15 protein-coding genes and 1 pseudogene are annotated in these 18,548 nt (G+C 73.4%); 4 read left to right on the top strand and 12 right to left on the bottom strand.

The features are described from left to right. Positions 1-3 precede the first annotated feature (3 nt). The 6 genes and pseudogenes from ACZ7G3_RS06220 to ACZ7G3_RS06195 all read right to left on the bottom strand — a co-directional run bounded on the left by ACZ7G3_RS06220 (position 4) and on the right by ACZ7G3_RS06195 (position 8,520). A complete protein-coding gene (locus tag ACZ7G3_RS06220) occupies positions 4-2,907 on the bottom strand; it encodes a serine/threonine-protein kinase (protein WP_470923544.1) in 2,904 nt (967 codons plus the stop codon). 22 nt (positions 2,908-2,929) lie between these two features. Beyond that, positions 2,930-4,264, bottom strand: coding sequence for a hypothetical protein (locus tag ACZ7G3_RS06215; RefSeq protein ID WP_470923542.1), 1,335 nt, complete (start codon positions 4,262-4,264; stop codon positions 2,930-2,932). A gap of 59 nt (positions 4,265-4,323) precedes the next feature. After that, positions 4,324-5,376: a glutamate ABC transporter substrate-binding protein gene (locus ACZ7G3_RS06210; RefSeq protein WP_470923540.1), complete on the bottom strand. Its 1,053-nt coding sequence runs from the start codon at positions 5,374-5,376 to the stop codon at positions 4,324-4,326. A gap of 59 nt (positions 5,377-5,435) precedes the next feature. Next, positions 5,436-6,860 (bottom strand): hypothetical protein, encoded by a 1,425-nt coding sequence (locus ACZ7G3_RS06205; RefSeq protein ID WP_470923975.1) that lies wholly within the window; start codon positions 6,858-6,860, stop codon positions 5,436-5,438. 301 nt (positions 6,861-7,161) lie between these two features. Then, positions 7,162-7,419: pseudogene (locus tag ACZ7G3_RS06200) on the bottom strand (ATPase); the annotation flags it as partial. A 9-nt stretch (positions 7,420-7,428) separates the two neighbouring features. Continuing rightward, the gene (locus ACZ7G3_RS06195; protein WP_470923538.1) at positions 7,429-8,520 is read right to left on the bottom strand and encodes a mechanosensitive ion channel family protein; all 1,092 of its coding nucleotides are present in this window, start codon (positions 8,518-8,520) and stop codon (positions 7,429-7,431) included. Between the two features lie 309 nt (positions 8,521-8,829). Here ACZ7G3_RS06195 and ACZ7G3_RS06190 point away from each other — a divergent pair, with 309 nt between their 5' ends. After that, entirely contained in the window at positions 8,830-9,366 is a 537-nt protein-coding gene (locus ACZ7G3_RS06190; protein WP_210962055.1) for an HNH endonuclease, read from the top strand. Between the two features lie 40 nt (positions 9,367-9,406). Here the strand turns inward: ACZ7G3_RS06190 and ACZ7G3_RS06185 are convergent, their stop codons facing one another. Both ACZ7G3_RS06185 and ACZ7G3_RS06180 read right to left on the bottom strand, forming a co-directional pair. Continuing rightward, positions 9,407-9,991, bottom strand: coding sequence for a Uma2 family endonuclease (locus ACZ7G3_RS06185; protein WP_470923536.1), 585 nt, complete (start codon positions 9,989-9,991; stop codon positions 9,407-9,409). Between the two features lie 116 nt (positions 9,992-10,107). Further along, entirely contained in the window at positions 10,108-10,476 is a 369-nt protein-coding gene (locus ACZ7G3_RS06180) for an ATP-binding protein (protein WP_470923535.1), read from the bottom strand. A gap of 204 nt (positions 10,477-10,680) precedes the next feature. Between ACZ7G3_RS06180 and ACZ7G3_RS06175 the strand changes: the two genes are divergently transcribed. Together ACZ7G3_RS06175 and ACZ7G3_RS06170 are read left to right on the top strand one after the other, a co-directional pair. Then, the gene (locus tag ACZ7G3_RS06175) at positions 10,681-11,565 is read left to right on the top strand and encodes a helix-turn-helix domain-containing protein (RefSeq protein WP_470923534.1); all 885 of its coding nucleotides are present in this window, start codon (positions 10,681-10,683) and stop codon (positions 11,563-11,565) included. 3 nt (positions 11,566-11,568) lie between these two features. Continuing rightward, positions 11,569-11,751, top strand: a complete 183-nt coding sequence (locus ACZ7G3_RS06170; RefSeq protein WP_470923532.1) for a DUF397 domain-containing protein — start codon at positions 11,569-11,571, stop codon at positions 11,749-11,751. 484 nt (positions 11,752-12,235) lie between these two features. Here ACZ7G3_RS06170 and ACZ7G3_RS06165 read toward each other — a convergent pair whose 3' ends face one another. The 4 genes from ACZ7G3_RS06165 to ACZ7G3_RS06150 form a co-directional block, all read right to left on the bottom strand. Then, entirely contained in the window at positions 12,236-13,597 is a 1,362-nt protein-coding gene (locus ACZ7G3_RS06165; RefSeq protein ID WP_470923530.1) for an FtsX-like permease family protein, read from the bottom strand. After that, entirely contained in the window at positions 13,594-14,301 is a 708-nt protein-coding gene (locus ACZ7G3_RS06160) for an ABC transporter ATP-binding protein (protein WP_470923528.1), read from the bottom strand. The genes ACZ7G3_RS06165 and ACZ7G3_RS06160 overlap by 4 nt, the downstream gene beginning before the upstream one ends. After that, complete coding sequence (locus ACZ7G3_RS06155) at positions 14,298-14,831, bottom strand: PadR family transcriptional regulator (protein WP_470923526.1); 534 nt, start codon at positions 14,829-14,831, stop codon at positions 14,298-14,300. Before ACZ7G3_RS06155 ends, ACZ7G3_RS06160 begins: the two co-directional genes overlap by 4 nt. 99 nt (positions 14,832-14,930) lie before the next feature. Then, positions 14,931-17,876 carry a beta-N-acetylglucosaminidase domain-containing protein gene (locus ACZ7G3_RS06150; RefSeq protein ID WP_470923525.1) on the bottom strand — a complete coding sequence of 982 codons (2,946 nt, stop codon included), beginning with the start codon at positions 17,874-17,876 and terminating at the stop codon, positions 14,931-14,933. A 366-nt stretch (positions 17,877-18,242) separates the two neighbouring features. Here ACZ7G3_RS06150 and ACZ7G3_RS06145 point away from each other — a divergent pair, with 366 nt between their 5' ends. Next, positions 18,243-18,548 (top strand): hypothetical protein, encoded by a 306-nt coding sequence (locus tag ACZ7G3_RS06145; protein ID WP_426600520.1) that lies wholly within the window; start codon positions 18,243-18,245, stop codon positions 18,546-18,548.

Raw genomic sequence — 18,548 nt, 5'->3', positions numbered from 1 at the left:
CAACTACACCCACGTCCGGGGGCGGTAACGATTGGCACGTTCCACCAGGTCGATCCTCTCCTCGCCGCCCCGCGCCAGCCGGGCCAGCGTGCGGTACGAACGCTCCAGGCCGAAACGCAGGCCGCGTTCGTCCAGGCTACTGCCGAGCAGCGTCCGGCCCCCGGCGGCATGGGGGTCCCCCCGCTCGGGCGGAGCCGAGAGTGGGGGAGGGACGGAACCCCGACCTCCGGAGAGTACCCAGTCCAGCGCACATCCGAGGACCTCGGCCGACAGCTGCTCGCGCCGCGCCGGATCCAGACCGTACACGTCCAACGCCTCGACCTGCCGCGCCGCGGCGACCAGATCGTCCAGGAACGCCACGTCGCCCGCGCTCGCCGTGCGTTGCCGCAGCCGTGCCCGTACGGCCGCCACGCGCGCGGCCGTGCAGTGGATGGACGACTCCGGCACCGACTCCAGCGTCCGTACGGCACCGGTCCGGTCGCCGCCGGCGAGCTGGACGCGGGCCAGCCCGAACGCGGCGCTCACATGGCTCGGGTCGGACGACCACACCAGGCGGTAGTACTCGGCGGCGTTGTCGAGCTGGCCCAGTACCTCCGCGCACAGGCCGAGGGCCAGCTTGGGCGCGATCTCGCCGGGGAAGGCGTCGTAGATCGCGTCGAAGGCCAGGGCGGCGCCCTCGTGGTCGCCGGTCGTCAGTGCGGCCAGCCCCCGGTACCAGACGACCCGCCAGTCGTCGGGCCGTTCGCCCTCCAGCGTCTCCAGGGCCTCCAGTGCGCCGGGCGCGTCGCCGTTCTCCAGCCGGGCCCGGATCTGCCGCAGCCGGGTCTCGGTCGACGGCGCGGGCGCGGCGGCCAGCGCGGTCAGCAGTTCACCCGGCGCGGACGCCATGAGGCCGGCGAGGAAACCGGCGTTGGGGTCGTCGGCGTCGACCCGGGGCACCGGCAGTGCGAGGGCGGCGACGGGCGCGTCGGCGGGCTTGACCAGGCCGGTGACGCCGTCACCGGCCGTGCCGCCGCCCGCGCCTTCCGCGCCCGGCGGCGCGGAGCCCGCGCCCGCGCCCGCACTGCCGGAGTGCTGCCCGACGTGCGCGCCCGACCCGCCGGAGGCTCCGTGCGCGTGCGCTGTGCCCGTCGCGCCGGAGGTGGCGAGACCCCCGCCCGTCGCGCCGGGGACGCCGAGGCCCCCACCCGACGCGCCGAAGACGCCGAGCCCCCCGCCCGTTCCGCCCGACGTCCCGAGGGCGCCGCCCGTTCCGCCGCCCGTTGCGACGTCCGTGCCCGTTCCGCCGGGTGCTCCGACCGCCGCGCTCGTCCCGCCCGGCAGCGCGGGGCCGGTGCCCGCGCCGCCCGGCCGCCGGGCCACCGCCGCACCGGTGCCGCGCCGCCTCCTACGGGGCTCCCGCGCCCCCAGCCGCGACACGTCGCCGTCCGGCCGGGGGAACAACTCCGTGTCCGTCACCCTGACCTCGGGCCCGAACAGGGTGGACACGGCGGGCCGGGCGTGGCCCGTCTGGAGGGAGACGACCTCGCGCAGCACTCCGGTCAGCTGCTCGGCCATCTCCTGCGCGGAGGCGAACCGGCGGGCCGGGTCGGGGTCGGTGGCACGCACCAGCAGCCGGTAGTACGACTCGTACCGCCGGAAGACGTCGATGGTGTCGGGGTCCGGCAGGGAGTCGGCGTAGACGTTGGTGTAGCCCTGGAAGTCGAACGTCAGCACGGCGAGCGTGCGGCCGACGGTGTACAGGTCGGACGCCACGGACGGGCCGACGTCGGCGACCTCCGGCGACTGGTATCCCACCGTGCCGTAGATGGCGGACTCGTCGTCGTCCATCCGGCGTACCGCGCCCATGTCGATCAGCTTGAGCTGGTCCTCGGTCTGGATGGCGTTGTCGACCTTGAAGTCGCAGTAGAGCAGGTTGCGGCTGTGCAGGTGGCCGAGTGCCTCCAGCGCCTCGAGGCCGTACGCGCAGGCCTGCTCCACCGGCAGCGGGTCCCGCCTGCCCTCCGGGGAGCGCCGTGCGTTGGCGATCTCCTTCAGCGACTTGCCGCCGACGTACTCCATGACGATGTACCCGTCCAGCGACCCCGTCCGCTGGTCGAGGTGTTCGACGAAGTTGTAGATCCGCACGATGTTGGCGTGCTCGATCTCGGCGAGGAACCGCCGCTCCGAGATGGCCGCCGCCATCGCGTCCTGGTCGCCGGTGTCCAGCAGGCCCTTGAGGACCACCCAGCGGTCGGAGACCGCACGGTCGACGGCGAGGTAGATCCAGCCGAGCCCGCCGTGCGCGAGGCAGCCCACCACCTCGTACTGGCCGTGCACGATGTCCCCGGTCTTCAGCTTGGGCACGAACGAGTACGGGTGGCCGCACTTGGTGCAGAAGCCCTCCGTGCGCCCCGGGCGCTCGCCGCGCGACCGTCCGACCGGCGCGCCGCAGTCCGAGCGTGAGCAGAACCGCTTCCGTTCGGGCACCTCGGGGTTGTCCAGGACCATCGCGCGCGGGTCGGGCCGCGGGATCACCGGGACCTCGACCAGGCCGGCGCCGAGGCGGCTGCGCGGGGAGGAACCGGCGGGGGAACCGGAGCTGCGTACCGACACCGACCGGCTCGTCGACCGGCCCGACACCGACCGCGAGAGCCGTCCCGACACCGAACGCCGGGACTTCGACGACTGCGACGACGTACGGGAGCCGCGGCTGCCGGACCGTGCGCTCCCGCTGCCCGCCGAGCCGCGTGAACCGCGCGAGCCCCGGCCGTCGCCGGTGGTCCCGGCCGGCGTCGAGCCGAACATCCCGTTGGCGGGGACGACCGGCGCGAGACCGCACGTGTCGCAGTACAGCTCGCCGCCGCCCATGTCCTCGTAGGTCCCGTCGCAGCCGGGACGCTGACACGTCCGCGGTGTCTCACTCATGACGCTGCCTCCCCCTCGTCGCTCACGCGCCGGGCCCCGTCCGGTCCACCGGCCCGCCCTGTCCGGGCACGTGCGGGGCGGAGCCGAGCAGTTCGGCCGCCGCGTGCTGGTAGCGCAGCACGGCCTGACCGGCGACGCGCAGGTCGCAGGGCGCGCTCCACAGCATGCGGCGTGCCTTCTCGTACTTCTCGACCAGCTCGGGGTCTTCGGCGAAACCGAGCCGGGCCATCTTCGCCTTGTACGCGTCGAGCCGGCCGCGCAGCTCGGCCCGGACCGCCAGCGGCGCCGTGACCGCCGTCAGCGACTCGCGGGCGCGCAGCAGCTCGTCCTCCGCCTTCTCCTCCAGCGACTCCAGGAGGGGGGACAGGCGGTGCCACTGCGCGTGTCTGCGGTACTCGGCGGCCGCCGCCAGCTGTTCCTGCAGCACGGTCGGCGGCCCGCTGACCACCGGCACCTCCGTCGCGGCGATCTTCGCCAGTACCTCGCCGCGCGCGGTGCGGGCCTCGGCGAGCGTGCGGTCCGCGCGGGAGAGCACGTCCCGCAGCCGTACGATCCGCTGCTCGGCGTCCTGGCGCACGGCCAGTACGGCGTCGATCTCGCGGCGCACCTCCTCCAGGGCGCGCGCCTCGCGGTCGTACACCGTGGTGTCCGGCCGGCCGCCGCCGGGCGCCGCACTGCCCTCCGCGGGCAGCCAGAAGGCCAGCGGGTCGGACACCACCTGCTCCCGCAGCCTCGTCAGGGTGCGGGTGATCCGTTCCAGGTCGTCGCCGGCCGGGTGTTCGCCGGGGCGGACGCCCACGGAGTGCGCGAGTTCGCGGGTGCGCCTCAGCTCGGCGGCGAGTAAATCGATCCGTGCGGGCAGCGCCGACCACACCGCGTCGGCGGCGACCACCATGTCGAGGGAGGTCGCGTACAGCTGGTTCATCCGGTCCACCAGCGTCGCCAGCGAGTACCGCTCGCTGAGGCGGCCCGGAGCGCCGTTCAGGGTGGGCGCCGCGGCCGTGGCGGTGGCGCTGCCGGCCACCGTGACGGCCTCGCCGCGCAGCAGTTCGGTCAGCTCGGCCAGGTCCTCGCGGCTGGACCAGCGGCGCCGGGAGCGGATCTCCCTGGCCGTGCGCAGCGCGCCCGTGTACGCGTCGAAGTAGGTCCACAGCAGCGTGATCGACGCCTCCGCGGCGGCCCAGCGTTCGCCGGTCACTCCCGTGAGTTCGGCGCCTTCGAGGAGTCTGCGGCCCGCGTGGTCCTGCAGGGCGAGGAGTGAGGTCTCGACCGCCTCGTGCTCCGCGCCGAGCCGCGCCAGCGCACGGTCCACCTCGTCCCGGTCCATCACCGGCCCGGTGGGTCCCGTGTCGCCCATCGATCACCTTTCGCTGTCGCGGACTTGTGCGTGCTTCTTCCCTGCGGTGCGGCGGTCGTTCAGCTCGTGCCCCGGTACACCGGGGCCGGGGGCCGCGACTTCGCCGCGTCCCCGCCCATCGTCTCCGACAGCCACACGTCGTACGAGTGCTGCCAGCCCCCGGCCTTGTCCGCGTGCCACTCCACGAGGATCTGGTTGACCCGGCGTACCAGGTCGTCGGCGTCCTTCTTCATCGCCACGCCGTAGTACTCGGTGGTGAAGGCGTCACCCTTCAGTTCGACCGCGGGGTCCTGTGCGGCCTGGCTCGCGGCGAGCGCGCCGTCGGTGACGACCGCGTCGACCTCGCCGAGCTGGAGTCTCACCAGGCAGTCCAGTTGGTTGGGCACGGTGGTGCCGAGGTCGGCGCCGGCGGCCGGCCTGCCGTCCGACTGGTCCTTCACCAGCGTGCTGTTCGCCGTCGAACCCTGCGCCGTGCAGATCTTCTTGCCGGCCAGCGTGGCGTCGTATCCGGTGATGGCGGAGTACTTGGGCGCGAGCAGTTGCTGTCCGGTCCTGAAGTAGGGCGCGGAGAAGGCGACCTCGGTGAGGCGGTCGCAGTTGATGGTCATCGTGCGGACCACCATGTCGACCCGGCCGTCCTGGATCGCGGGGATGCGCTGGTCGGTGGGGATCGCCTTGAACTGCACGGCGTCCGGGTCGCCGAGGATGTCCTTCGCGATGCGGTGCACCAGGTCGATGTCGAAGCCCTCGAGCTCGGCCGCACCGCCGCTGTTCGGGTCGCGGTAGCCCCAGGCGTAGCTGTTCTGGTCGACGCCGACGATCAGCTTGCGCTTCTCGCCCCGGCGGTTCTTGATCGCGTCGATGGTGGGGCCGTCGGCGTCGTCCGGGGACAGGCTCTGCTTCTCCGGGTCCGTGCACTCCTCGGCGGCGCGTGCCCGGCTGCCGTGGGCGACGCCGTGGCCGGCGGTGCCGACTCCGCTGCCGTCGCCCTCGCCGTGCGGGCGGACCACCGGCAGGAGCAGGGCGAAGAGCACGGCGAGGGCGCAGGCGAAGGCCATCGCCCCCACACCGCCCCAGCCCTTCAGGCCGCTCCGCAGTCGTCGTGCACGCATCCTCGCTCCTCCTTCCACGGGTATCCCTTTCCACCCGTCCGCCGGGTCCGCGCCCCGCTTCACCGGTACTCCGAGAGCCTGCGGCCGATGCCCAGCAGCGCGCCGGCCGCGCCGAGCCCGGCGAGGACGCCGGCGCCCTGCGGCAGGTAGCCCATCGCGTCCAGGCCGTCGCCCGCCGCCTGCTCGAACTCCCGTCCCTCGTGGGCGAGGGCGGTGGCGAGCGCGGCGTCCACGCCGTCGAAGCACTCGACGGTGGGCTCGACCGTGCTGTCCGCGCTGCCGATCACCAGGTCCAGCGCCTGCTGGTAGTTGCCGTTCTCGTCCTGTTCACGGGCCGACGCGTGGCGTTTCTTCCACTCCGTCATGTCGTCGTTCGCCGCCGTGACCGGCCGCTCGCCCGCCTCGTCGTCCGCGAGCCGCGCCGCTTCGGCCAGTGCCTTGCGGAGGGTGTCCATGTTCTTGCCGTGGGAGAAGTCGTACGTGTCGTACGTCGTGCCGTCCACCGTCGTCGTCTCCGCGCCGCGCGCCACCAGTGTGAGGTTCTCGTCGCCCCGGGCCTTGAGGGAGGCGATGCGGGCGTCGTGCAGCACGTTCAGCGAGCGCACTCCGTGGTCGTAGGAGTCGGTCAGGTTCGACCGGGCGACGCTGTGGCCGACGACCAGCCACAGCAGGACGGTCGTGGTGGCGGCGGTGGCGGCGACCAGGCCCTGGTTCAGGACGCGGTGGGTGCGCCGGTAGTCGCGGCGCTGCGCCCAGGCCAGGGCGGCGAGCGCGAGGACGCCGAGGGCCAGCGCGGCCCAGGGGTAGGGCTCGGCGTCGGCGTAGTCGGCGCGCAGCCGCTGGTTCTCCGTCGTGTAGAGGTCCTCCGCCCTCGGGAGCATCTCCTCCTGCATCATCGCGTTGGCGTGGCGCAGGTAGGCGCCGCCGACCGGGAAACCCTGGCGGTTGTAGGTGCGGGCGCGCTCGATGAGGCCCTTGTACTCGGGCAGGAGGCGGTTGAGCTCGGTGATGGTCGCCGCGGAGGAGGATGCGGCGTCGGAGTTGGCGGCGGCCTGCACGAGCCCTTCGGCGGCGGCGCGGATGTCCTTCTCGTACCGGTCGCGGGACGCCTTGGTCTCCTGGCCGCCGGCGAGGAACCCGCTGGAGGCCGCGGTGTTGGCGTCGGCCAGGGAGCGGTAGATGTCGGCCGCTTCGGAGGTGAGCGGCTGGCTGCGGTGCAGCACGTCGTCGGCCGCCGCGGACCGGTCGTGCATCTGCCAGGCGGTGACGGCGCCGAAGGCGAGGACGAGCGCGGCGAGCAGCGCGCCGATGATGCGCAGCCGTCCCGGCTCGGTGACGGCCGCCGCGCGCAGCCGGTCCACGCCCTCGGCGAACGCGGTGCGCCGGGGCGACGGCGGGGGCGTGGCGGGGGCGAGGCCGCCGGGCCGCTGCTGGGGCGACGGACGGGGCTGCGGCTGCGGCGGCACGGCGGGCAGGGTGGGCATGCCCGCGCCCGGTGGCGACGCCGCGCTGCCCTTCGGCGGTCGAGTCACTGCTGACCTCCCCCATGGTCATCCGTCGCCGCAAGTATCGCTGCCCGAGCCGACATTCGCACCGGCCTTCACCGATCTTGATCCGGTCCCGGTGTCCCGGCGCCCGGCGCCGGCGCCTGTGTCCCGGTCCCGGTCCGACGCACCACCCCTGCCCATGAACACGCCCCCGGAACCCGGTCCGGTTCCCGGCCGGACCGCTCCGACCGGCCGACCGGGCGACCGGCCGGCGGGCTCAGGCGGCGAAGTGCGCCCGCGCCCGTGCGTGGGCCCCGGGGGCCGGCCGCTCCTCCTCCACGGGCGGGTCGGCGTTGGCCAGGCACGCCGAGACGTGGCCGCCGGAGGTGACGCCCGCCGTCGCGAAGGCCGCCGTCACGGCCCGGGCGAGGGCGTCCACGGCCCGTTCCACGCCCACGGCGGGCGGCCGGAAGGCGCCGTCGCGGGCCGTGGCGAGGACCTCCCCGCCGGCCGTCACGACCGCCACGTCGGTCTGGCCGACGCAGCCGCACTCCAGGGGCCAGGTCTACTTGGTGGTGCTCGGCGGGGTGATCGGGGCCGCCGCCATGGACTGCGGCGACACGGTGCTCGCGTACGCCGACGGTGCCGCCACGCCGGCCGTCGGGTCGGGTGCCGCGGCAGCCTGCCCCGGGACCTCGGGGCCGCCGACGATCTGGATGTCGGCCGCGTCGAAGGCCCGCTTGACGCGCCAGCGCAGCTCGCGCTCGACGGTGAGGGACTTGCCGGGCATGGTCTTCGCGGAGACCCGCACCACCATGGAGTCGAGCAGCACGGAGTCCAGGCCGAGGACCTCGATCGGGCCCCAGAGCATCTCGTTCCAGGGCTCTTCCTTGCTCATCCGCTCGCCGACCGCGCGGATCGTCTCCCTGACCTTGTCCAGGTCCTCGTCGGAGCGGACGGTGACGTCCACGCCGGCGGTCGACCAGCCCTGGGAGAGGTTGCCGATCCGCTTGACCTCGCCGTTGCGGACGTACCAGATCTCGCCGTTGTCGCCGCGCAGCTTGGTCACCCGCAGGCCGACCTCTATGACCTCGCCGGATGCCACGCCCGCGTCGATGCTGTCGCCGACGCCGTACTGGTCCTCCAGGATCATGAAGACGCCGGAGAGGAAGTCGGTGACCAGGTTGCGGGCGCCGAAGCCGATCGCCACACCGGCGACACCGGCGGACGCCAGCAGCGGGGCCAGGTTGATCTGGAAGGTGCCGAGGACCATCAGGGCGGCGGTGCCGAGGATGAGGAAGCTGGCCACCGAGCGCAGTACGGAGCCGATGGCCTCGGAGCGCTGACGGCGCCGCTCGGCGTTGACCAGCAGCCCGCTCAGCGCGGTGCCGCCCGCCCCGGTCCGGCGGTTCATGCGGTCTATCAGCTTGGTGATCGCCCGCCGCACCACCGCTCTGAGCACCGCCGCTATCACCACGATCAGCAGCACCCGCAGCCCGATCGCGAGCCACGTCGACCAGTTCTCCTCGACCCAGCCGGCGGCGTTCGAGGCGCTCTCCTGGGCGTCCTGGAACGAGGGCACGGCCGGGGCCGTCGGCGACGGCGACGGGGACGGCGACGTACTGTCGGCCAGTAGGACGGCGGCGGACAGGGACACGGCGGATACCTCCAGGTGCAGCGGCCGCCCACCGCCGGCGCGGTCGGTCCAAGGTCACGGAACGGTCACCGGACGGGCGGAATCACCACACTAACGGGGCACGGTGTGCGGAACGGCGCGAAGCTCACAGGAGAGACCGTCCTCACCCGCGCTTGAACAGGTCACGGTCCTGGGGATGCATCCCATGTGGTCGAAAACACTTCCAGCCCGTTACGGGGACATGGTGGCGCTTCCACCAGGCATGAGGGGAGACTGACTACGGATCGTCCCGGCGCGAGCCACGCGCCGCCGGCGTACAAGGAGGCATCCGTGCCGCATGTCCTGGTTCTCAACGCGTCGTACGAGCCGCTCGGCGTCGTACCGCTCCGCCGCGCGCTCGTCCTCGTCCTCGAGAACAAGGCCGTGTGCCTCGAGGAGTCCGGCGCCTACCTGCACAGCGCGACCGTCACCGTGCCCGCCCCCAGCGTGGTCCGGCTGAAGCGGTTCGTGCGGGTTCCCTACCGGGGGCCCGTCCCGCTCACGAGGCGGGCGCTCTTCGCGCGCGACGGGGGCCGCTGCATGTACTGCGGCGCCGTCGCCACCAGCGTCGACCACGTCGTCCCGCGCAGTCGCGGGGGCCTGCACGCGTGGGACAACGTGGTGGCGTCGTGCCGCCGCTGCAACCACGTCAAGGCCGACCGCCACCTCGGCGAGATCGGCTGGCGCCTGCGCCACAAACCCGCCCCGCCCACGGGTCTGGCCTGGCGCATCATCGGCACGGGCCACCGGGACCCGCGCTGGCTGCCGTACTTGCAGCCGTACGGCGCGGAGGACGCGATGGCCCGGATCGACGGCATTTCCGCCTGACGGTCCGGGCCTTCGTCCGCCGTGCGGCCGGGGCGGTGGGTCAGCGCACCCAGTTCTTCAGCGGCTCGGTGTCCAGGGTGATCCCGACGGGATCGGGCAGCGCGACCTCCTTGCCGAAGGGGAGTGTCTGCACGGTCTCGTACCGTCCGCCGTCCGGGCGGCTGTGCACCTTGACCTCGAAGGTGTCCCGGTCGATGAGCAGGTACACCGGGATGCCGGTCCCGGCGTAGGCCCGGGGCTTCTCGACGCGGTCGCGCCGGTCGGTGTCGGAGTCGTACGAGGTGACCTCGACGACCATGAGGACGGGGGTGGGGTCGGCCCATTCGCCGGCGCCGGCGAAGGCGTGGCTGGGGACGAGTGAGCCGTCGGGACGGGCGCGGCCCTCGCGGTAGGCCTCGACCATCAGACCCTGGTGAGAGTCGAGCCACAGGTCCGGACGCTGCCGCATGCAGATGCGCGTGAGCCATTCGATGATGCTTCCGTGGTCGCCGTCGGGTACGGCCTTCCCCCCAAGATGCCCGCCGATGAACTCGAGTCGCACACCTTCTGTGCTCCGGTCGGCATGGCGGGCGAGTTCTTCGAACTCGGTGACGAGCATCTGCGGCCTGTCAGCGGTCACGGTCACAAGGCTCCTCCGGATCTGCGGGGGTCCACACGCTCAGCGTAGGGGAGATCCGGCCTGGCGGCCGGGGTGTCCCACTCGGCGTACACGGTCTTGCCGATGGTGCGCGGCTCCCAGCCCTATCGCGCGGTCAGCGCTCCGACCAGGAGGAGTCCCCGCCCGAATCGCTCGTCGATGTCTTCTGCCGGGCGGGTACGCGGCAACCGCTCACCGCGCGGATCGCTCACCTCGATCCGCAGGGTGCGGTGATCGAGGGTGACGCGTACGCGGATGAGCCGGCCTCTCAGGCTGCCGTGCAGCAGGGCGTTGGTCATCAGCTCCGAGACGACGAGGGCGACGTCTCCGGCGAGGCCCGGCTGACCCCACCCGGCCACGAGCCGCGCGGCCCGGCGCCGGGCGAGGGGGACGCTGCGCTGGGTGGGGGCGTAGTCGAGCAGGTCCTCGTGGGGAAGCGGTACGGGCGGCGGCAAGGGTACGGGTTCTGCCATGGAAGCGGTGCCTCCGGGTGCGGGCGGCGGTGTCTCTGCCGTACCTGCGTGGGGCAGGACGGTGCACTTCCGCCGAGGTCGGAACCGCAGAGTGAGCGGATGAATACCGAAAGTAGCGGCTTGTCCGTCCTGGGTGCAATTGAATCGGAGACATTTGTCTCCACTGCTGGGAGCTCGAGGGTTCCAGTCCGGCACCATGTGGGGGTGACTCGAACCACGCAACTCGGCAACAGGACGTCAACTGTGCTCGGGCGCAGGCTCGGTGCCGAACTTCTGCGCTTGCGGGACGCCGCGGGCATGACGCAGCAGCAGGCCGCCGAGGTCATCAGTGCGACCAACTCGAAGATCGTCAAGATGGAACGCGGCTGGGTTCCGATGCGCGATCCGGACATTCGTGCGCTGTGCGGGTTCTACGGTTCGGCGGATACCGAGGCCGTGGCCCAACTGCTGGAACTGGCCAGGCTGGACCGTGAAAGACGCAAGGCGAAGGGGTGGTGGCAGGACTCCCCGCACCCTGGGGCGCTCACCGAGTTCATCGCCATGGAAGACGCGGCCAGTCGCGTGCGCACCTGGCAGCTGTCGCTTGTTCCGGGCCTCCTCCAGACCCCTGAATACGCACGGTCGTTGGCGGTCAGTGAGGGGGTCGGACCCTGGGAAGATCCTTCGGAGATCGAGCGGGTCGTCGACATCCGGATGCGCCGGCAGGACCGCCTGGTGGGGAAACGCCCGCTCGAGGTGTACGCCGTCGTCTGGGAGGCGGCGTTGAGGCAGTTGATCGGTGGCTCCTCGACCATGCGGGGACAGTTGGGGCGGCTCCTGGAAGTTGCCGCACTGGACAATGTCCGCCTGCAGGTCCTGCCGTTCCACGCCGGAGGGCATCCGTGCATCACGGGCCCGTTCACCATCTTGTCGTTCAATGAGACCGAGGCGTTGGATGTGGTCCAGGCCGACACGATCGCGTCCAGTGTGTGGGTGGAGAACGAAGCGGCGAGCAGCCAGTACGGCGATCTCTTTGATCGCACGGCCCGGCGGAGTCTTGCTCAGCGCGACTCGATCCGACTCATCGACGCCATCCGACAGGAGATGTGACCGGTGTCCGAGTTTGATCTCGACTTCGTGAAGTCCAGCTACAGCAACACCTCCGGCGAATGCGTCGAGGTGGCCCTCAACAGTCACCGGACCGTGGCCGTGCGCGACTCCAAGGAGTCCGGTGATGGCCCGATACTCCGTCTCGGGCCGGAAGCCTGGGGGCGGTTCACGGCTTCCCTCGGCTGAGGTTCCGGGACGGCGGGGGAGTCCCCCGAGCGGCATGCCTTGCCCAAAAGCGTGAACTTTTCACCGCTTCCGTCCTCGGTCCGCTCATTTGAGCCCCGAAGGGACGTTCGCCCGGAATAGTTCACGCTTTACAACGAGGTACCCGCCCCCGGCCCCGCAGTGGGACGGCCATCGGCCGGGGTCGGGACTGAGGCAGGGGGCGCCTGCACCGCCCGCCCGCCGTGCGGAACGCCGTGAGGGTGGTCCAGGTTCGCCCAAAACAGCGCCCCGCCCACGGTCCCGGGCGCGTGCCGTTCGGCGCCGGACTCGACACCAGGGGGCGGCGTCGTACTCGAAGGCGTCTGCCACCGCCTCCAGATACGCGGCCGCCGAGGGGTACTCCGGGGTGGGGCCGAGCTCCGCGCCCTCCCAGTAGGCCCAGCCCCTGCCCAACTCCCCGTGGTGGCAGCTGACGCGAGCGCCCTCGGTCGCCGGCCGCCGTGCGTCACGCGTACCGCAGCTCCCCCGGCCGGACCGAACGCCCCAGCAGCGGCAGTGCCGTCGCCGCCGCCAGCAGGCACGACGCGTACACCGCGGGCGCGACCAGCAGGGCCGTCCACGGAATCGAGCCGTCGCCGCTGAGCGCGGAGTACCAGACGCCGATCGCCAGGCCCCCCGCACCGGCCAGCAGCAGGGCGGGCCCGAGCGGGACGGCGGTCTCCATCAGCAGGGCACGGTTGAGGACCGTACGCGGGACGCCGGCGGCGACCTGGGCGGACAGCGCCCGGTGCTGGGTGGTCACGGACTCGGCGGTGCCCACGGCGAGGCCCGAGAGGGCGATGGCGAAAGCGACGAGCACAGCGACGCCGGTCAGGTCGATGCCGGTGGTGTAGTACTCCATGTCGGCGGCGGGGTGGCCCTGCCCGGTGGCGCGCAGGTCGATGAGCAACGCGTACCGGACGCACAGGAAGGCCGTACCGGCGACCGTCACCAGCAGCACCGCGGCGTGGGTGCGGGCCGGGGCCCACGGGTCGTCACGCAGCCGTTCCGCCGCGATGAGCGAAGCCGCCGTCCGGGCCCGGCCGGCGAGCAGCCGCCCGGTGAACCGGGCCGTGGCCCCGGACAGCCACACCGCGCCGGCACCGAGCGTGATGACGAGCAGGAAGACGGTCAGCGGCGTCCGCCAGTCGAACCGGTTGCCCGGGACATGGCCACCGCCCAGGGCGAGCGACGCCGTCCCGGCCAGCATGACCAGCGCACCCAGGAACAGCAGCCCCGGCCCCCGGCCCGAGCCCGGCCCCACCCGGCGCACCCGGCCCAACGGCGAGGCCACCACCCGGCGCAGCGCCAGCACGGCCGCCACCGCGCCCAGCACCGGCACGCCGACGGCGACCAGCGCGAGGCCCACCCAGGTGAGGGCGGTCGGCCGGTTCCACAGACGCAGCAGCAACAGGACGGAGAAGACGGTCACCACCGCCGAACCCGCCAGACACGCGAGCCCGGTCTCCAGCCCGGCGATCCGCCGCACCTGCCAGGGCGTCGCCCCGGCCAGCCGCAGCCCGGCCAGCCGCCGGTCGCGGTGCACGGCGCCGATCCGGGCGCACTGGCCGAGGAACGCCAGCACCGGCACCAGCAACAGCAGCAGACCGCTGATCACTCCACCACGGGTGCCGGGTTCACTCAGCAGGCCGTGGAAGGCGGAGACGGTGTAACCGTCCGGGACCGACGCGAGAGTGACCGCCGCCAGCGCGAAGCCCGTCGCCAGCGCCGCACCCACCGCCGTGAGCATGACCCGCCACCACTCACGCCGGTCCGACCCGCGCACGAGCTGCCGGGCCAGCCGGACATCCGAAACCACCGTGCTCACGCCATCACCTCCACCGGCGCCACGGCGCCGTCCCGCAGCCGGACCTCGCGGTCCGCGTACGCCGCCACCTGGGCGTCGTGCGTGACCAGCAGGACCGCCGTGCCCGACTCCCGGGCCGTGTGCGCGAGCGCCGTCATCACCTGCTCGCTCGCCAGCGAGTCCAGCGCCCCGGTCGGCTCGTCCGCGAACACCGCCTTCGGCCCGGTGACCAGCGCCCGGGCCAGCGCCGCCCGCTGAGCCTGCCCGCCGCTCATCTCACCCGGCCGCAGCTCCTCCTGCCCACGCGCCCCGAACCGCTCCAGCCACTCCCCGGCCCGCACCCGCGCCTCGCCCCGTGCGACGCCGGCCAGCATCAGCGGCAGTGCCACGTTGTCCAGCGCCGTCAGCTCCGGGATCAGCTGCCCGAACTGGAAGACCACCCCGAAATCGGTGCGGCGCAGCTCGCTCAGCCGCTTCTCCGGCAGCCGGTCCAGCCGCTGAACGCCGTACGCCACCGAACCCGCGTCCGGCCGGACGATCCCGGCCAGGCAGTGCAGCAGCGTCGACTTCCCGCTGCCGCTGGCCCCGGTGACGGCGAGGATCTCGCCGGCCCACAGGTCGACCGAGGCGCCGCGCAGGGCCTGCGTCCTGCCGTGGGCCTTCACCAGGTCGCGGGCGGCGAGCAGCGGTCCCGCCGTGGTCCCGTTCGTGTCCCCGTCTCTCATGCTGTGCGGACCTCCGCGGTCAGGGTGGTGAGCCGGGCCGCCGTGGTGGTCATCCAACGGAGGTCGGCGTCGAGGTGGTTGAGGGCGTAGTCGGCCGACAGGACGGTCGTCAGGTCCGTGCCCGGGGCCGTCTTGACCGCAGTGAGCTCCCGCATCCGGTCCATGTGGGCGGCGCGCTGGGCCAGCAGATAGGCACCCGCGTCACCGGTGGTGAGGATCGAGACGACGACCTTGGCGAAGATCTCGTTCGTCACGAACGGCGCGGGCGGCGCGATCTCGCCCGCCCACCGCGCCAGTTCACGCGCTCCCTCGTCCGTCGCGCGGTACGCGGTCCGCTCCGGACCGCCGTCCGACGCCGTGCCGTCGACCTCCGCGAGACCGTCCCGGACCAGGCGCTGCAGGGTCGTGTAGACCTGCCCGTAGGCCAGCGGGCGGGCCTGGGGAAAGCGTTCGTCGTGGCGCCGCTTCAGGTCGTAGCCATGGCTCGGCCCCGAAGCGAGCAGCCCCAGCAGGATGTGACGGGTGCTCATGCACTCAGTATTCACCACGTACATGTACTGAGTGAATAGTCGGGCTGGACCAGTTTCCGGTGACGGTCCGTAGTGGCCGGTGCCGGACGGTGCCGGCGGTCACTCCCCGACCGCGTACGCCTCCACCGACCACAGCGAGTACCCGTACCGCGTGGCCCGTTTCTCGCCCTGTACGCGCACGTACCGCACGTTCCCCTCGTCCATGCGCAGGGCCTCCCGGCCGCCCCGCCCGTCGCGCACCGACACCGCCGTGCGCCAGTGGCGGCCGTCCGCCGAGACCTGGATCCGGTACGCGGACGGGTACGCGTCCTGCCAGCGCAGCACCACCTGCCCGAGCCGCACCGGCCGCGCCCATCCCACCTGCCACCAGGCGCCGTCGTCGACCGGGGACGACCAGCGCGTGGCCGGGTCGCCGTCGTTCGCCGCCGACGCGGGGAAACCGGGCGTCTCGTCGGCCGAGGACCGTGCCGTTCCGGTGCGGGCCAGGTCGGGGTCGCCGGTGCGCGGGAAAGCGTGGACGGTGAGGGTGCGGGTCGTACCGCCGAACGCGAGCCGGACGTCGTACGACCGGGTCGGCGTGTCCGGGACGACCGCCACCTCCACGGGAACGTCCACCTCCTGGCCGCGCGGCAGCGTCAGCGGGCCCTCGGGGACGCGGACCTCCACGCCCTTCGGTGCCTGCGCCGTCAGCGTGCCGCGGACGTCCGCCGGGCGCAGCGAGCCGAGCCGGACGGTCAGCCGCTCGGTGCCACCGATCTCCGCGTCCGTCTCCGCGTCCGTCCGCGGGCCCCCGTTCGCCCTTGCCGCCGGGATGTCCAGCGACGCGTCGGCCGTGTCGTCGAACCACGGCACCAGATGCCGTACGCGGGAGGCGTCCGGGCCGGTGACGCGGACCGCCTCGGCGTCCCGGCGCACGGTCAGTTCCGTGGCGCCGCTCGCGTCCAGCGCGCCGATCCGCCGCCAGCCCCCGCCGGGAACGCGGACCTCCACGTCACCGCGCGTGCCGGGCTCCGCCAGCGCCGTCACCGCCGCCAGGGAACGGGCGCGCGGGAAACGCACCGTACGGCTGTCGTCCCCGTCGTCCGCACCGTCCGCGCCGTCGGCCGGCTCCGGCTGCTCCAGTCCCGCCCACGCCTCGTAGGCCTTCCGCGCCCGCCGCAGGAACGGCTCCAGCACGCCCTCGCCCACCGTCACCCGCGACGAACCCAGACGCCCGCCCAGCACGCCGAGGTCCCGGTACGCCGCCCAGGCCGCCGCCGGGTCGCCGGCACGCTGGGCGCGCAGCATGTCGAGCGCGGCCGTGCCCGCCTCGCCGTAGCGGGCCAGCTGCCCGGACCAGGGGGCGACCTCGGCGGCGAGACCGGTGGCGCGCCCCGCGCCGGGGAGCCGGGCCGGCAGCTCGCGCAGTACCGCGAACTCCTCGCGCAGCCGCTTCGCCGCCGTGTCGCGTCCGGTGGGACGCTCGTCCCAGAACGCCTCGATCAGCGGTCGCAGATACGCCGACTCCGCGGTGCCGAGGACCGAGGACGCGTCGTTGCCCGCGAGCGCCGTGAGCGCCTCCTCACGGCGGCCGTCGTCTCCGGCGAGGTCGCGGATCGCGGCCCGCCAGGACTCCCGGGGACGGTAGGCGCGCGGGTTCCAGGCGTAGTCGGCGCTGGTGAACAGCGGGATACGGGACGCCTCCGGCTGCTGCATCGCGTTGGCGAGCAGCGCCGCCGAACCGGTGGCGACCGCCGGTTCACGGCCCTGGTAGGGGCCGAGAAAGAGACGGCCGGGGGCGTAGTCGTTGACCGGGTAGTTGTCCACGGTGACCAGCGGATGCCCGAACGCCTCCCGCGCCCGGGACAGTTCGCGGCCCGTGATGGCCGGGGGCACGACGCCCACCCCCGTCCACGCCACCCGGACCCGCCGGTCCAGGGCGCCCGCCAGCGCCCGGCGGTAGGCGGTCGGCCCGTCCTGGTAGTACTCGGTCGGCATCACCGTCAGCCCGGCTGCGCCGTCCGGACGGCGCTCGGCCAGGTGCCGGGCCACCGCGTTCGCCACACGGGCCTGCGCCCGCGCCGCCGCCCCGGGCCCCGACCCGAACCGTTCCGCGTCCGCGGCGCAGTGCCACTCGCTGTAACTGACGTCCTGGAACTGGAGCTGGAAGGCGCGGAAGCCCAGCTCCTCCATCCCGTCCAGCTTGCGCGTCAGCGCCCGCACGTCCGCGTCCGAGGACAGGCACATCGCCTGGCCCGGCGACACCGCCCAGGCGAGCGTGACGTGGTTGCGGCGGGCCCGGTCGGACAGCTCCCGGAACCGCGTCCGCTGCCCGGCGGGGTACGGCTCGCGCCAGCGGGCCTGCCGGTAGAGGTCGTCACCGGGGGCGTAGAGGTAGTGGTTCTGTTTGGTGCGTCCCAGGAAATCCAGCTGCGCCAGCCGCTCCCGGTGGGTCCAGGGCGTGCCGTAGAAGCCCTCCGTGATGCCGCGCACGGCGGTGCCGGGCCAGTCCCGGACCACAGCCGCCACCAGCGTTCCGTCGTCCGGCCGTACCAGCTGACGCAGCGTCTGCACGGCGTGGAACAGCCCGTCCGGGCCGGCCCCGGACAGAGTGACGGCGCCCCGGCCGACCGACAGGCGGTAGCCACCCGACGGCAGCCCCTTCCGGGAGCCGCCCCGACCCTGGGGTTCCTCCGTCTCCGCGCGCACCACCAGCGCTCCCGCGGGCGGACGCCCGCCGGCCGCCGGGGTCGTGATCCGGCGCGCCCCCGCCTGCCCCAGCAGGGTGCGCAGCGCCTCGACGGCGTACGGGTCGGCCGACGTGTCGGTGATCAGCGCGACCTCGTCGGTGACCGGGACCGGGGCGCCGTTCGAACGGAGGGACTGCGGGCGGGGCCAGACCGCGACCGCGTCGCCGGTCTTCCGGCCGGAGGACGCGGCGGCCGCACCCGGGCCGGGGCCCGCCAGTGCGGCGGGGGCCGCCACCAGGGCGCCCGCGGGCGCCAGTGTTCCGGCCAGGACGGCGATCGCGAGGGCGGCCGCCCTCCTCCTGCGCCGTGACTGCACGGGCACCGGCTCCTTCCGGTCGTCGCCCGGCGCCCGCGCCCCCTGGGTCACGTCCGGGTCACGTCTGTGTCACGAGTGAGCCCACCACTCGCGTGATCAACGTGTCAACGACGCTCGCTCCCTTCACCGGTTTGCGTGGTCACCGAACGGGTTAGGTGACTGTTTTATGCCGATTCGATGGGAGATCGCCGACGTGGAGTGTGACCAGGGCCACGTTGCCGCCGTTGGGGCGTCTGTCCTCGCGCGGACTGGGTAGGGCTGCCGTAACCGGCCAAGCCGTAACCCGCCAAAAGCGCGCTCGACAGAAGTCGACGACTCTCGACGAATCTCGATGGATCTCGACGACGTACTACGAAGGAGTCCCCCGTGGCTGCACTGGCACCGCTTCTGCTCCCGGCCCCGTCCAAACCCGTGGCGGAGCCGTCCACCCCCTGGGCGGAGCCCTCCGCCGTCTCCGGCACCCCGCACTACTGCGTCTTCGGCGCCACCGGCAGCTGCGCCGAGACCCCGCTCACCAGCGAACCGCCGCTGCCCGACGCCGAGCCCCTCACCAGCGAGTCGCCGTTCGCCGACGCCGTGCCGCTGACCAGCGAGTCCTCGCCCGAACTCACGGCGGACGTGCCGGAGCAGGGCGGCCCCTCCTTCGCCGTCCCGGAACCCACGAGGTCGTAG

This window comes from Streptomyces sp. NPDC037271, assembly GCF_055603605.1.
The sequence above is the reverse complement of the archived record's forward strand: the minus strand, read 5'-3'. Positions and strand labels throughout refer to the sequence as shown.